The sequence below is a fragment of the Peptidiphaga sp. genome, from assembly GCF_057238965.1.
This window is the reverse complement of sequence record NZ_DBHHEV010000059.1, coordinates 1-13,595: the sequence shown is the minus strand read 5'-3', so window position 1 is coordinate 13,595 and position 13,595 is coordinate 1. Positions and strand designations below refer to the sequence as shown.

General features: G+C 64.7%; 15 protein-coding genes. 8 read left to right on the top strand and 7 right to left on the bottom strand.

Annotated features, from left to right (window positions below):
- The 4 genes from ACO48X_RS07825 to rpsT all read left to right on the top strand — a co-directional run.
- Positions 1–717 (top strand): hypothetical protein (locus tag ACO48X_RS07825; RefSeq protein ID WP_485001524.1); only part of this gene is annotated, 717 nt, incomplete at its 5' end.
- Positions 718–781: 64 nt separating this feature from the next.
- Entirely contained in the window at positions 782–1,321 is a 540-nt protein-coding gene (locus ACO48X_RS07820) for a PH domain-containing protein (RefSeq protein WP_485001523.1), read from the top strand.
- A complete protein-coding gene (locus ACO48X_RS07815) occupies positions 1,321–2,076 on the top strand; it encodes a type II toxin-antitoxin system PemK/MazF family toxin (protein ID WP_485001522.1) in 756 nt (251 codons plus the stop codon). The genes ACO48X_RS07820 and ACO48X_RS07815 overlap by 1 nt, the downstream gene beginning before the upstream one ends.
- A gap of 156 nt (positions 2,077–2,232) precedes the next feature.
- Complete coding sequence (gene rpsT / locus ACO48X_RS07810; RefSeq protein WP_485001521.1) at positions 2,233–2,499, top strand: 30S ribosomal protein S20; 267 nt, start codon at positions 2,233–2,235, stop codon at positions 2,497–2,499.
- 59 nt (positions 2,500–2,558) lie between these two features.
- Here rpsT and ACO48X_RS07805 read toward each other — a convergent pair whose 3' ends face one another.
- Genes ACO48X_RS07805 through ACO48X_RS07795 form a run of 3 tightly spaced genes read right to left on the bottom strand, consistent with a single transcriptional unit; the run spans position 2,559 to position 4,607 of the window.
- Positions 2,559–3,308 (bottom strand): ABC transporter permease, encoded by a 750-nt coding sequence (locus ACO48X_RS07805; RefSeq protein ID WP_485001520.1) that lies wholly within the window; start codon positions 3,306–3,308, stop codon positions 2,559–2,561.
- A gap of 1 nt (position 3,309) precedes the next feature.
- Positions 3,310–4,266, bottom strand: coding sequence for an ABC transporter ATP-binding protein (locus ACO48X_RS07800; protein ID WP_485001519.1), 957 nt, complete (start codon positions 4,264–4,266; stop codon positions 3,310–3,312).
- The gene (locus ACO48X_RS07795; protein WP_485001518.1) at positions 4,263–4,607 is read right to left on the bottom strand and encodes an AbrB/MazE/SpoVT family DNA-binding domain-containing protein; all 345 of its coding nucleotides are present in this window, start codon (positions 4,605–4,607) and stop codon (positions 4,263–4,265) included. Before ACO48X_RS07795 ends, ACO48X_RS07800 begins: the two co-directional genes overlap by 4 nt.
- A 454-nt stretch (positions 4,608–5,061) precedes the next feature.
- Between ACO48X_RS07795 and ACO48X_RS07790 the strand changes: the two genes are divergently transcribed.
- From ACO48X_RS07790 to ACO48X_RS07775, 4 genes are all read left to right on the top strand, one after another.
- Positions 5,062–5,868 (top strand): DUF3060 domain-containing protein, encoded by an 807-nt coding sequence (locus ACO48X_RS07790; protein WP_485001517.1) that lies wholly within the window; start codon positions 5,062–5,064, stop codon positions 5,866–5,868.
- Between the two features lie 263 nt (positions 5,869–6,131).
- On the top strand, positions 6,132–6,749 hold the full coding sequence (locus ACO48X_RS07785; RefSeq protein WP_485001516.1) for a DUF3060 domain-containing protein: 618 nt from the start codon (positions 6,132–6,134) through the stop codon (positions 6,747–6,749).
- 90 nt (positions 6,750–6,839) lie between these two features.
- Positions 6,840–7,562 (top strand): response regulator transcription factor, encoded by a 723-nt coding sequence (locus tag ACO48X_RS07780; RefSeq protein ID WP_484994544.1) that lies wholly within the window; start codon positions 6,840–6,842, stop codon positions 7,560–7,562.
- Entirely contained in the window at positions 7,559–8,476 is a 918-nt protein-coding gene (locus ACO48X_RS07775) for a sensor histidine kinase (protein ID WP_485001515.1), read from the top strand. The genes ACO48X_RS07780 and ACO48X_RS07775 overlap by 4 nt, the downstream gene beginning before the upstream one ends.
- A gap of 28 nt (positions 8,477–8,504) precedes the next feature.
- Here the strand turns inward: ACO48X_RS07775 and ACO48X_RS07770 are convergent, their stop codons facing one another.
- From ACO48X_RS07770 to holA, 4 genes are all read right to left on the bottom strand, one after another.
- Complete coding sequence (locus ACO48X_RS07770; protein ID WP_485001514.1) at positions 8,505–9,320, bottom strand: HAD family hydrolase; 816 nt, start codon at positions 9,318–9,320, stop codon at positions 8,505–8,507.
- Positions 9,321–9,427: 107 nt separating this feature from the next.
- Positions 9,428–10,891 carry a Re/Si-specific NAD(P)(+) transhydrogenase subunit beta gene (gene pntB, locus ACO48X_RS07765; RefSeq protein ID WP_485001526.1) on the bottom strand — a complete coding sequence of 488 codons (1,464 nt, stop codon included), beginning with the start codon at positions 10,889–10,891 and terminating at the stop codon, positions 9,428–9,430.
- Positions 10,892–10,932: 41 nt separating this feature from the next.
- A complete protein-coding gene (locus tag ACO48X_RS07760) occupies positions 10,933–12,462 on the bottom strand; it encodes a Re/Si-specific NAD(P)(+) transhydrogenase subunit alpha (RefSeq protein ID WP_485001513.1) in 1,530 nt (509 codons plus the stop codon).
- A 179-nt stretch (positions 12,463–12,641) separates the two neighbouring features.
- Positions 12,642–13,595, bottom strand: a 954-nt coding sequence (gene holA / locus ACO48X_RS07755) for a DNA polymerase III subunit delta (protein WP_485001512.1), incomplete at its 5' end; no start/stop codon positions are given.

The following is a 13,595-nucleotide window of genomic DNA, read 5'->3' as shown; positions in this document are numbered from 1 at the left end:
AATGGTTTCATGTTCCTCACTCCCGGTTCGCTGAAAGACCTCCTGCCGTTCATCGAACGGATCACCCGCGGGCCCGGCCGCACCCTGGTCGGCAACGCCCTCGTCGTCAACGGGCTCCTCGTCGCGCTCGTTTTCGCCCTCGGCGGCGACGCCGGCACGTTCCTCACGGTCCTGCTGGGCGGAGTCTCCGCGTTTGGCCTGGTCTCGGCGCTTGTCTTCGCCTGGCGCCGCAAGGGGCTCAAGGACGCCGTCGACCGCTGGCAGGAAAGTTCGGGCCAGGTTGTCTCCTCCGATTCAGACTCCCTGCCCGAAGGGGCCGAAGGCAAGACCGACGAAGGCGGCGTCGGCGAAGGCAAAAACAGCTCGGGCGGGGTCGACGAAGGCGACTCCCCTTCCCGGGAGATCGTCGTCATAGATCAAAGCGGACGGCGGGAATCGGCGCCGCCTCCCAAGGACGACTTCGCCGACTCCGAAGAGACGATCGAGCGCGACCGCCTGCACGACGCCGCGGCCGAGGCCGCCCAGCTGCGCGAAACGTGGATGCCGCGCATCGAGGCCGCCCAGCGTTCGGCAATCGCCGCCGCGGGAGGGCTCGTCAATGCGCCCTATCTCAAAGACGACCTGCGGGTCACCCTCCTGTCCGGAATCTTCACCCTCCTGTCGATTCCCTTGGGAGTCTTCTTCACGTTCGTGGCGTTTTTGACCCTCGTCTTCTAGGCGGCGGCTCGGAGTCCCCGGACGCAGCCCTCCTCGGCGGCCAATCGTGTGGCACGATAGGCTCATGGCACTTTCACAGAAGCTCCTTAGCCAAAACGAGAGGATCATCCTTCACATGCACGAGCATGTGAAGCGGCTGATCCCGAACATCGCGGCTGGAATCGTCCTCATAGTCCTCGGCGTCGCCGGTTTCGTCTACATGCCCGACAGCTGGAAGCCCGCGGGAACATGGACGCTGCTCGTCCTTCTCCTCGTCGGCCTCGCGGCATTCGTCGGCTGGCCGTGGTTGAGATGGATCACCGACACATACACGGTGACCAACCGCCGAATCATCACTCGCACGGGAATCTTTACGAAATCCGGCCACGACATCCCCCTCAGCCGCATTTCCAACGTCGCCTACGAGAGAGACCTCATCGACAGGTTTTTCAAGGCGGGAACCTTGGAGTTGCAGACTTCCGCCGACGAGCCCCTCTACCTCCGCGACGTTCCCAACGCCGAGCAGGTTCACGTGATGCTCACCGACCTTCTTTTCGGAGGCGGCGACGCTGCGCCCGCAGTCGAAGCCGACGAGGACCGCCCGGGCCGGACTCCAGGCGTCTGATGGCGATCCCTCGTTTCCTCAAGGAGCTGGCGGCAGGCCTTTTCGAATCGCTGACCTCGAAATCGACGTCGCGCAAATCCCCTGAGCCGCGGAACGGACACGGCGGACAAGGCCGGCGTGCCGCCGAACGCCGGGATGACGGCGTCGGCAAACCGGCGGCTCGCAGCGGACGGGCGGAGGGGAACGGGCAGGGCGGAAAGCGCAAGCAGGACTCTGCGGCGACGGGCCGCGCTGCAGCGGACCCCCGCCATGCCGGGCGAGGACGACGCGCAGAGGCCGCACGAAGCTCGGGCGAAACCCTGGTCGCGCATTCGCTTTCCGAGCTCCCGGGAGTCGGGGACGCGCCGAAGGTCTACTCTGTTCCAGACCTGGGCCTGCCCGAATTCGACTACTCCCCTCGGGAGGATGACTTCCCCGATCCGGGCGAAGTGGTGTGGACGTGGGTTCCCTACGAAGAGGATCGAAGCCAGGGCAAGGATCGCCCGGTTCTGGTGCTGGCCGAGATTGAGCGATGCATCGTATTCGCCCAGCTGACATCGAAGGACCACGACCGCGACGCCGAGCAAGAGGCGCGAAACGGGCGTTTCTGGATCGACGTCGGCTCGGGCGGATGGGATTCCAAGGGCCGCCCCTCCGAGGCGAGGATCGACAGGCTTCTGTGCGTGGCCCCGGAGCAGATGCGGCGCGAGGGCGGGAGTCTCGATGAAGCGCGGTTCACACAAGTTGTGGCTGCCATACGCCGCTTTCATCGATAGCTTCTGATAAACTACCCGATGGACTTTACACCGGTTGGGCGATGAGTCCTGCCGACGGCGCTTTCCGGGGCCTGCTTCCCCAGTCTCGCCGAAGGCGAATTCCTCGCCGACCATGACGATCTATCGCCGACGGCGATTGAGTTGAAAGTAGAACACGTGGCAAACATCAAGTCGCAGAAAAAGCGCATTCTCACGAATGAGAAGCGCCGCCTTCGCAACCAGGCTGTCAAGTCGGAGCTGAAGACCTACGTGCGCAAGACGCGCAAGGCCGTCGCCGCCGGCGACGTCGAGACCGCCGAGGCGGCGTTGCGGGTGGCCACCCGGAAGCTCGACAAGGCGGTTTCCAAGGGCGTCATTCACAAGAACCAGGCCGCCAACCGCAAGTCGAAGCTTGCGGTACAGGTCGCCAAACTGGCCAAGTAGCCGACGGCGGGGCCATAGACGAGGGGCAGCGGTTTTCGCTGCCCCTGTCATTTGTTCCGTCATTTTTCCCATCGGAAGCATCGCGCTGCCAGAGCCCCGCACAACACGCCCATTCCGATCAGCGAGGCCGCGGAACCCCAGTGTTGGATCCAGCCGTCGCCTTCCCACAGGCCCTTCGTCAAAAAGGTCAGCTGCGTGAGCGGGGAGAATCTCGCAACAGCGGCGACTCCCTCGGGGAGCTGGGAAAGGGGAACCGCCGCGCCCGAAAGGAAAATGAGCGGGTAAACGAGGATGTTCCCTATCCCCTGCGCCGCGCCTTGGGAGGGCAAAAGCCCCGCCAACAGGTATCCCAGCGCCATGAACGAGCACAGCCCGAGCGCCGTGGCCAGAAGGACGTTCGCCACTTTCAGAGCGTCGGCGCCGACGCCGAATCCCACGATCGCCACCGCGTAAAGGCAGGCTATCGACAGCAAGCTCAGGACGACGCGAACAGTCAGATCGGCCGACATGTAGACTGCCGGGCGAAGCGGCGTCGCGCGGAACCTCCTGAGAACTCCTGTCTCTCGCTGCGTCACGAGATCGACGGGAAGGATGATGATCGCCGCGATGGCGATGACGATGCAGGGGAAAGCCGTGACGTTCGCGTCAAGGAAGCCCTGGCCGCCGAACTCCTTTTTTGGGTCGTTTCCGAATATGAGTCCCATGATCAGCATGAACGCCGGAGCGAAGGCGATCATGAACACGACGTTCGCCGGCTCGCGCAGCGTGCGCAGGGCCGTGGTCTTGAGAACTTTTGTGAAGACGCGCATGTCAGTTCCCCTCCCTCATCGCGCGGCCCGTCAGGGCGAGAAAGACGTCTTCAAGAGAGGCTTTCGACGTTTCAATCTCTTCGACCGCCGCCCCCGCGCCCTCTATGGCGCGAACGGCCTCGCCGGGGAATCCGCCGGCGGAATGAAGCCTCACGGTCAGACCGTCGATCGATGCATTCGAGATTCCGGCGATGTTCGCGAGCGTTTCGGGTCTGACCGGCCGGTCGGTCTTCAGGGTCACGAGGCTCGCGCCGCCGAGCCCGGCGACGAGGCCCGCGACGGTGTCTAGCGCGATGATCCGTCCGCGATCGACGATCGCGACCCTGTCGCACAAGGCCTCCGCTTCCTCCATGTAATGGGTGGTCATGACCACCGTGCACCCGGCGTCCCGGATCGAGCGGACCACGTCCCACATCGCCAGCCGCGCCTGCGGATCCAACGCCGTTGTCAGTTCGTCGAGAAAGACGATCTCCGGCCGGCTCACAAGCGCGAGCGCGATCGACACCCGTTGGCGCTGGCCTCCCGAGAGCTTCTCGACGTAGGAGCCTTTCTTGCCGGACAGTCCGAGCTCGGCGATGAGCTCGTCGGCTTCCCTGGGGTTCTCATAGAAGGATCCGAACAGGTCGATGACCTCGCCGACTTTGACTTTCGTCGGCAAAGCCGAGGATTGGAGTTGGACTCCCACCCGCGCCCGCCACGAGCGGTCGGCGACGTCCGGATCTGCGCCGAGGACCCGCGCGGCGCCCGAGGTCCGGCGCTGAAGCCCCTCCAGGCATTCCATGAGGGTCGTTTTTCCGGCTCCGTTGGGACCGATGATTCCGAAGATCTCACGATCGGCGACGTCGAAGGAGACGTCGTCGACGGCGACGAGATCGCCGAAGCGCTTCGTCAGGGATTCGACCGCCACCGCCGGCGCGCCCGTTGGGCCACGTACATCGGTTGAAATGCGCGCGCTCATCGTGAATCGCCGCCGTCGTCTGCGACCTTCCCGGTGCCGTCGCCTGGATGCTTGCCGGCGTTGTCGTCCGCGTTTTCGCCGTCGGGCGGCATCACCCCCGGGAGCATCGATCGGACCAGTTTCGCCACGGGATTGTCTTGTTTGCTCAAAAGGAGTTCGAGCGGGATGAGCGCGATGCCTTCGTTCGGGTCGGTCAGAACGACTAGCTGCGCCCCCGCCTCAATTCTCAGGTCCCTGCGCGCCTTGGCAGGAATGGCGACTTGACCGCGCTGGCCGACCGTCACCACGCCGTGAAAGCCGCGGCCCCCGGGCCCGTAAGAGCTCGTATTGACAGGACTCATAACAGTTCTTTCTTTTGTGTCTTCACTTATGCGGAACTCCCCGCCGTGCGGATCGCCCGCCGCCGGGGAGGCTTGCGACTTTACGTTGCAGTGACTCTTGCGCGGCGCTTTCGACTCGCGTCTTCGGCTGGAGCAGCTTTCGACTCACGGTCCGTTCGAACTCGTCGCGCCTTGCGGCGTCGCTTTCACTCAACCGATGAATCTATTACATGTAAAACATGTATACATGACATTCTACGCCTGGCTCAATTCGTCGTCAAGGCACTCTGGAAGTTCCGGGGCCCTTTGCAGAACTCGTGTTTTCCTTGATATTTCACCGCTTTTTCCCGTGTTTCGAAACTGCGACACCGAGGCGACCTCCCTGCCATATCCCCCCGATAGCCTTGAAGCACAGCGGGGCGCCATCCCTCGCAAACATCGATCGGAGTCACGGCTCCCAAGGAAAGGACAAGCAATGAAGACGTGGAAGATCCGCGGACTCGCACTCGCAGCCTGCCTCGCTTTCGTGACGACGGCATGCGAATCCAAGAACGTCGACGTCGCCGACCGGAGGCCGACGGCGACCGTCGCCCTCACCGAAGCGGACGGCCGCGGCGGCGCCGGCAACGGAGGCGACTCCTACGGCTCAGACGACGCGGCGTCGGAGACGGCGTACAAATCAGAGGCGCGCGAATCGAACAGACGCGACGCACTTGATGAAGAGAAGTCTGACCGAAAGTCCGACCAAAAGGACAAATCCGACAAGAAGGGCAAGTCGGACAAAAAGGACGAATCCGACAAGAAAGACAAGTCCGACAAGAAGGGCGAGTCCGGCCAGAAGGACAAGTCCGACAAACGCGAGGGCGGCAAAGCCGGTTCCGGTTCCTCAGAAAGATCGGCTTCGGGCAATTACTACTTCGACGACGATGACGACGAGATCGTCACGCCCGACGGAACGCTCATCGGCGAGGACGACCCCGTCACAGTCGTCAAAGCCCACAACGGCGTCGCTCGCATTTCCTCCAGCGGAGGAATCGTGAGAGTCGAGGGCGACGTCGAGGAAATCGACGTCTACGGATCCGACGTCGACGTCGTCGCAGACTCGGCCGCCAAAGTGAGGATCTCAGGCGCGGACGTGGACGTCTTCATCCGAAGCGTCTCGTCCGTCCACTTTGACGGCTCCGACAACGACGTGCGCTGGACCGAGGGCCCCATGCCCTCTGTCACCGACAACGGTGCGGAGAACGAAATCCGTCGGGCACGTCCGGCACCCGCACGTTAGCCACAGATCGCTAACGCGCATTATCACTAGGTTACAATAGTTTCTGCGGAGCTCACGCACGCTTCGCAACGACCACGACAGTAACGCCCTACTACCAGTGCGGCCGCTTCGGCCCGATACGCTATGCAAGCATTTGCAACAAATCGCAACTAGCGGCCGCCAATCACAACTCAATATAATTCGCAAGCTGCCTTCGGGTCGGCGACGTCGGCATCGACGGCAGCGGCACTATGGGAGACTCTCCCAAACGAAAGGAAACTTCGATGAAAACATGGAAGACCACTGGACTCGCGCTCGCAGCATGTCTTGCCTTCGCCACGGCGGCCTGCCAGGCTGAAGTCAAGGACGACGCCGCGAGCAAGAGCCCGGGCGTGACTGTCAACGGCAACAACGACCAGAACGTCACCGCCACCGGCGGGGTCTCCAACAAGGCCGACGGAAAGGACTCCGAGCAGAACATCGGCTCCAACAACGGGTCGAACAGCGCGAAGGGCGGTTCGTCCGCGAACCCGTCTTCGACTGGCGGCGCCTCCGCGGAAGGCGGAGCCGCGGTCGACGACGACGATTGGAAGGAGGCGGCGGCCGACAAGAACGCCGCCGTGGCCGCAGTCGTCGGCGGGAACGCGGTCGTCTCCAGCTCCGGCGGCACCGTCCACGTCAAGGAGAACGTCGATCAGCTCACCGTCACCGGATCGGATGTGAAGGTCGTCGCCAAGACCGCGAAGAAGATCTCGATCCAGGGTTCGAGCGTCAAGGTGTTCGTCGAGCAGGTCTCCTCCGTCGACTTCAACGGGTCCGACAGCAAGGTCGAGTGGGCGAACGGTTCGAAGCCCGCGGTCAACGACAACGGATCCGACAACGAGGTCGAGAAGGCCGGCTGAAACGGGGCCGGCTATGCCCGGCCGAAGGCAAACGGCACGGTTGCGGCGTCTCCTCCGCAACCGCAGCCGTGTTTGGAGAGGACGTCGCAAATGGCCGACAAGCCGATCAATCGACAAACGGTCCTGCTGGTCGACGACGAGTCGGCCATCACGGACGCGCTCGCCCCCTATCTTGAACGCTCGGGCTTTTCCGTCGTCGTCGCCCACGACGGCGCCGAAGGCCTCGACATTCACGAAAAGATCAAACCCGACATCGTCGTCACGGACGTCATGATGCCTCAACTGGACGGGCGCCAGCTCGTGCGCGAGATACGCGCCGGCGGCGGATGGACTCCCATCATTCTTCTGACCCAGATCGACCAGTCCTACGAACGTTCCGCAGCCCTGGACGAGGGCGCGGACGACTATCTTTCCAAACCCTTCGACCCGCAGGAGCTTGTCTCTCGCATCCGCGCCGTTCTGCGCCGGACGGCGGCCGCCCCCAAGCCCTATTCGGCGGCTGACCGGCTGGTGTGCGGCGACCTCGTGCTCGACCGAGTCGCATTGCGAGTCTTCCTCAAGGCGCGCGAGGTCACGCTCACCCCGAAGGCGTCGATGCTTCTCGACTACCTCATGACCCATCCGGGCGAGCTCCACACCCGCGAGCGGCTCCTGGCCGCGCTGTGGGGAATCGACTTTGCGTCTTCAACGCGCGCCGTCGACCACCGCATCCGCGAGATCAGGCGGGTTCTCGGCGACGATCCGACCCAGCCGACCTACATCGAAACGGTGCCGTCGGTGGGATATCGCTTCATCGGGGCGGTGCGGGCATGAAACGCGTTCGTCTGCGCAGGCTCGTCTTCGTGCTTCTGCCTGCGGTCGTCTGCCTCGCCGCCGCCGCAGCGTGGCTCTTCTCCGGCGAATCCCGGTACCTCCTCGTGAAGTTCCCGCTTCCGACCCTGCTCGCCTCCGCCGGAGTGTTCCTCAGCCTGTGCGCATGGATCGCCCTCGCCTGGCGAAACGGCAGAAAACGTGAGTATGCCAATGGCTTGAAAGCCGGCCAGGAGGAGCTGCGCCAATCCCACCGTCATTTTCTGCGCCGCCTCGACCACGAGCTGAAGAATCCGCTGACGGCCCTGCGCGCCGCTGCGGCAAGCCACGACGCCGACGATCCGAGCTGGTCGATCGTCACCGCGCAGTCCTTGCGCATGAGCCGCTTGCTGACCGATTTGCGCAAGCTTTCCGAGCTTGAGACCTCCCCCATCGACATCGAGGAAGTGGACCTGGAGGAGACCGCACGCGACGCCGTCGACGCCGTCGCCCAAGAGCTTGCCGCGCGCGGAGAAAGCAGATCGTTTTCCCTGAGCTTCCCGGAGGCGCCCTGGCCGCTTTCGCACGTGGCGGGCGACGCCGACCTGCTTTACTCGGCGGTGTACAACCTCGTGTCGAATGCGGCGAAGTACTCCGGGGCCGAATCCCTCATCGAGATCCGAGGCTCAGAGGGCCAAGGGACCGTCACGGTCGAGGTCGCCGACACCGGCATCGGCATTCCCGCCGAGGACGTGGGCGCGGTCTGGGACGAGCTCAGCAGGGCGAGCAATTCCGGCGGGCATCCGGGCAACGGCCTCGGCCTCGCGCTGGTGGCGACGATCGTCGCACGCCACGGCGGAACCGCTCATATGAGCTCTCGCCTAGGCGTGGGAACCTCGGTTTCCGTCACCCTCCCTTCGGCGCATTCGCGGGCGTGACGCACTGTCCACACGGCGCGTGCGAGCGTCACATGAGGCCGAGGGTTTCGAACGCCCGGTACACTCCGTCGTCGTCGATCGCGGACGTCACAAGGTCCGCATGCGATTTCACCGCGTCGGTCGCGTTGCCCATGGCCACCGAAGTCCCCGCGGCCTTGAGGATTTCGATGTCGTTCGGGGAATCGCCGAGCGCGACCGTGTCCGCCACGTCGAAACCGAGGTGCTGCGCCGCCGCCCGCATGCCGACTTCCTTCGTCAGCCCGGCCAGAAGGAGCTCTCCCGTCGTTCCCCCGGCGGCGCCTACGGAATCGGGGATGATGTGGTACTTCGGGCCGATGATTTCGACGAACTCCTCGTAGCTCACCGGCGAGTCATAAGGCAAGACGAAAAGGCCCTTGGACGTGCTCGTGGGAACCTTCGTGCTCAGCACAGGGAGGATCTGCAGATAGTAGGGGTACCAGGGGCTGCCTTCCGCGTTCGGGGCCCCCGCGAAGGAACCGAAGAAGCCCTCGCTCATGCAGAACTCGTCGGGCCCCTGCCACATCCAGTTGACGCCGTGCTTGCGATAGATGTCCGTGACGTAGGAGATTTCCTCGGCCGACATTCGCCGGTCCATGACGACCTCCTCCCCTATCTTCACGTACGCCCCCGACCCGGCGATGATGCCGTGGAAACCGAGATCCCACAGAAACGGGTAAATTTCGGGCAGCGAGCGCCCTGTGGACAGGAGAAGCTTGTTGCCCGCCGCGATGGAGGCTCGAACGGCTTCGCGCGCCGAAGCGGGCGTCTCCTGGTTTTCCGTGACGAGGGTGCCGTCTACGTCGATGCAGATGAGTTTGGGCATGGCCTGTTTCCGCTGGGGATTCCTTTCCGGTCGGAGTTTCAAACGCTCAGGGCCCTGTTCTGTCGAGGCTTTGCTCTGGTCAGGGCCGTTCTACGGGCCTCCGCCTATCAGAGCTCCGTGACGATCTTCTCCAGGGACTCACGCGCGTCCCCGAGCAGCATGTGCGTGTTCTCGTTGAAGAAAAGCGGATTCTGGACTCCCGCATACCCGGAGTTGGACATCGACCGTTTGAACACGACGACGTCCTTCGCCTCCCACACGTGGAGGACCGGCATTCCTGCGATGGGCGAGCCCGGTTCCTGCGCCGAGGGGTTGACCGTGTCGTTGGCCCCTATCACGAGGACGACGTCGGTCGAGGAGAAGTCGGAGTTGATCTCGTCCATCTCAAAGACGACGTCGTATGGGACCTTCGCCTCGGCGAGAAGGACGTTCATGTGGCCGGGCAGGCGGCCGGCGACGGGGTGGATGCCGAAGCGGACCTCGACGCCGCCCTCGCGCAGCCGCCGAGTCAGCTCGGCCACCGGGTACTGGGCCTGGGCGACCGCCATTCCGTAGCCGGGGGCGATGATGACGGAGGTCGCGCCCTTGAGCATCCGAGCGACCTCGTCCGCCGTCGTCTCCCGGTAGTCGCCATAGTCCCTGTCTTGGCCCGACAGCGCGCCGGCCGAGCCGAAGCCGCCGAGGATGACGGAGACGAAGGAGCGGTTCATGGCCTTGCACATGATATAGGAAAGGTAGGCGCCGGAGGATCCGACGAGCGCTCCCGTGATGATGAGCAGGTTGTTTCCGAGCGTGAATCCGGCCATCGACGCGGCCCAGCCCGAATACGAGTTGAGCATCGAGACGACGACGGGCATGTCGCCTCCGCCGATCGCCAAGACGAGGTGCGCGCCCAGGGCGAGCGAGACGACGAGCAGGAGGATCAGCGGAATCAAGGCCGACGTGAGGTCTCCGGCTCTGACGAACCACACGATGAGAAGAATCGAGGCGATGAGCGCTCCCAAATTCATCCAGTTCCGCCCGGGAAGCGCGAGGGGGGCGCCCGATATCCTGCCTGAGAGCTTGAGGAAGGCGACGATCGACCCTGTGAGGGTGACCGCGCCCACGAAGACCGCCAGGCCGATCTCGCCCAGATGGAAGGGCATATCCGGTATGTCCCGCAGCGCCGCGCCGCGGGCCAAGTCAGGGAAGTTGCTGTCGACGCTTTCGAGGAGTGCGTTGTAGCCGACGATGACTGCGGCCGTGCCCACGAAGGAGTGCAGGAGGGCGATGAGCTGAGGCATGCCCGTCATCTCGACGCGTCGGGCCCTCCATATGCCGATGCCGGCGCCTATGGCCATTGCGAGGAGCGTGAACAGCGACATCTGCAGCACATTGGAGTGGTTGAAGGCCACCGTGAGGATAAAGACCGCGGAGAGCGCCAGCCCCATGCCCACGATGCCGAAAATGTTGCCGCGGCTCGCCGTCGTCTGCTTCGAAAGCCCCGCAAGGGCGAGAATGAAGAGCAGAGCGGCGACGAGGTAGGCGAGGTCGGTGAATCTGACGGCCGCGTTGTCGCCGCCGATCCCCATAATTCCGGCGTTGTCAGTCGCGAAAATCGCAGCGTTCATTCTCAGCTCCTCTGGAACATCTTGAGCATGCGGTGGGTCACAGCAAAGCCGCCGAAGATATTGATCGACGCGACGACTATGGCGATGAACGCCAATATTTGTATCCATGGGTCGCTGTTGACGGTTTGGATGAGCGCGCCGACGACGATGATCCCCGATATCGCGTTGGTCACCGACATGAGCGGGGTGTGCAGCGAATGCGTCACGTTGGTGATGACGTAGAAGCCCACAACGCACGCCAAGGTGAAGACGATGAAGTGGTTGGACATGCTCCGCGGGGCAAAGTACACAAGGAGGGCGACGAGGGCCCCCGCCACGGCGAGGGCGGGCTTGACCCACGGCGGAGTCTCCTGCGCCCGTATGGGCGTCGGCGCGGGCGGAGGCGGCGCCGCCTTCTCGGGCCTGGCCTTGGACACCCTGACGGGCGGAGGCGGCCACATGACGATCCCGTGGAGGGTGACGGTCATGGCGCGCATGACGTCGTCGTCCATGTCGAGCGTGAGGACGCCGTCCTTGCCCGGCGTCGCGAGCTTGAAGAAGTTCACGACGTTCTGGCCGTAAAGCTGGGAGGCCTGCCCGGGCAGGCGCCCCGCCAGGTCCGTGTACCCGATGATCGTCACTCCGTTGTCGGTGACGGTCACCCGCCCCGGAACGGTCAGTTCGCAGTTGCCCCCGTTGGCGGCGCCCAGATCGACGATGACCGATCCCGGCTTCATGGCGGCGACGGCCTCCGCCGTAATAAGGAGCGGAGCGGGCTTCCCGGGGATCAGCGCGGTCGTGATGACGATGTCAGATGCAGCTGCCTCCCTGCTGTAGACCTCCCTGGCCGCGAATTCCTGGTCGACGCTCATCGCCTGGGCGTATCCGTCGGAGGATTCCTGAGCGACCGGAATCTCGATGAATTCCCCGCCGAGCGATTGGACCTGGTCGGCGGTTTCGGGGCGGACGTCCGTCCCTCTGACGACGGCGCCGAGCGAGCTCGCCGTGCCGATCGCCGCGAGCCCGGCGACTCCGGCGCCTATGACGTACACGTTTGCCGGAGGCACTTTGCCCGCGGCCGTCATCTGGCCGGTGAAGAGCCGGCCGAAGGCGTTGGCCGCCTCTATGACGGCGCGATACCCGGCGACGTTCGCCATCGACGAGCGAACGTCGATCGACTGCGCGCGAGAGATCCTCGGGACCGCGTCCATGGCGACCGACGTGACGCCCATCGCCGCAAGCCGCTCGACCGCCTCCGGGTTAGAGGCCGGATCCATCCTCGCGACGAGGGTGGCCCCCCGGCGGATGTTGAGGAGCTTGGCCTCGCTTGGCGTATCGAGCGAGGTGATGATGTCGGCGGCCCAGACTCCCTGGGCGTCGACGATCTGGGCGCCCGCCTCGCGATACTGCTCGTCGGGATAGCTCGACCGTTCGCCGGCGCCGGCCTCGACGCAGACGTCGTAGCCGAGCCTGATGAGTTTGCCCACCGTGTCGGGCGTGGCGGCCACGAGGGTTTCGCCCGCCCGAGATTCTTTCGGCACTCCTATGAGCACGTTGTCTCCTCCGAATTGGCGTCGTCGCTGAACGTCACTGGCGCCTCGCACCGCCTGCGTGTGCGGCGCAAAGCGCCGTCGGCGTGAGCGATACTCTGCACCACTGTGATCGAGCCTACTATCTTGCCGCGTTTTTTCAGAATGCGCATTCCCGTGTCAGCTAACAGACGGGCGCTTCCTCATCTTTTCTTGGCGGCGGCGACCCGCAGGATGACGCGTTCCAGGGCGAATTCGGGATCTCTCGACGCTCCCTTGACTTCGGCATCGGCCTGGGCGACCGCCTGGATCGCAGTGGCCAACGCCTCATTCGACCACTGCCCGGCGATCCTCTCGGCGCTGCGGCGCTGACCGGGGGACATCGTCGGGTCGCCCGGGCGGGCCGACGCGCCCTTTCGCGCGGCGACGAGGGCGAGCGTGCGCAGCTTGTACGCGAGAGCCGCGACGATGGGCACGGGGGCGACGCCGCTGGCCAGCGCGTGCCGGGCGAGGGACACCGCCTTGCCGCCGTTGCCCGCGACGGCGGCGTCGGCGATGTCGAAGCCGCCGGCCTGGATGCGCCCCGCATAGTAGGTGCGCACGGCCGCCTCGTCTATCGTCCCCTCGACGTCGGACAGGAGCTGGGCCGTCGCCGCAACGAGCTCTCCGACGTCGTTGCCGTGTGCGTCGACAAGCGCCTCGACGGCGTCGGCGGTCATGCGCCTGCGGGCCCGAGCCACTTCGTCTCGGACGAGGGCGGCCTTCTCGTTCGGATACTTGACGGCCGGGATCTCGCAGCACTGGAAGCCGCCGGCGCGCACGGCGTCGAGGAGGCGCTTTCCCCTCGTTCCGCCGTCGTGGCGCAAGATGAGCACGACGTCAGGGTCCGGGGCGGCGACGTAGGCGAGGGCGTCGGCGAGGAAGGCGTCGCTCATCTTTTGGAGGTTGCTCGCGGCGACGACGTTCGGCTCGGCGAAAAGCGAAGGGCCGACGGCTGCGGCAAGCTGTCCCGCGGCGTACTGTTCGGCGTCGATCTTCGTCACGGCGGTGGCCGGATTGCGTTCGAGGGCCCGCTCGATGAGCGGCGAAACGGCCCTGTCGCCGAGGACGGGCTCGCCGACGAGGAACAGGACGACCGGAGCGAGCTGGATCCGGTC

Bases quoted from the DNA above. Each gene is read 5' to 3' on its own strand.
- ACO48X_RS07820 (WP_485001523.1), top strand. From the start codon at position 782: ATGGCACTTTCACAGAAGCTCCTTAGCCAAAACGAGAGGATCATCCTT.
- ACO48X_RS07815 (WP_485001522.1), top strand. From the start codon at position 1,321: ATGGCGATCCCTCGTTTCCTCAAGGAGCTGGCGGCAGGCCTTTTCGAA.
- ACO48X_RS07805 (WP_485001520.1), bottom strand. From the start codon at position 3,308: ATGCGCGTCTTCACAAAAGTTCTCAAGACCACGGCCCTGCGCACGCTG.
- ACO48X_RS07800 (WP_485001519.1), bottom strand. From the start codon at position 4,266: ATGAGCGCGCGCATTTCAACCGATGTACGTGGCCCAACGGGCGCGCCG.
- ACO48X_RS07795 (WP_485001518.1), bottom strand. From the start codon at position 4,607: ATGAGTCCTGTCAATACGAGCTCTTACGGGCCCGGGGGCCGCGGCTTT.
- ACO48X_RS07790 (WP_485001517.1), top strand. From the start codon at position 5,062: ATGAAGACGTGGAAGATCCGCGGACTCGCACTCGCAGCCTGCCTCGCT.
- ACO48X_RS07785 (WP_485001516.1), top strand. From the start codon at position 6,132: ATGAAAACATGGAAGACCACTGGACTCGCGCTCGCAGCATGTCTTGCC.
- ACO48X_RS07780 (WP_484994544.1), top strand. From the start codon at position 6,840: ATGGCCGACAAGCCGATCAATCGACAAACGGTCCTGCTGGTCGACGAC.
- ACO48X_RS07775 (WP_485001515.1), top strand. From the start codon at position 7,559: ATGAAACGCGTTCGTCTGCGCAGGCTCGTCTTCGTGCTTCTGCCTGCG.
- ACO48X_RS07770 (WP_485001514.1), bottom strand. From the start codon at position 9,320: ATGCCCAAACTCATCTGCATCGACGTAGACGGCACCCTCGTCACGGAA.
- pntB (WP_485001526.1), bottom strand. From the start codon at position 10,891: ATGGGGATCGGCGGCGACAACGCGGCCGTCAGATTCACCGACCTCGCC.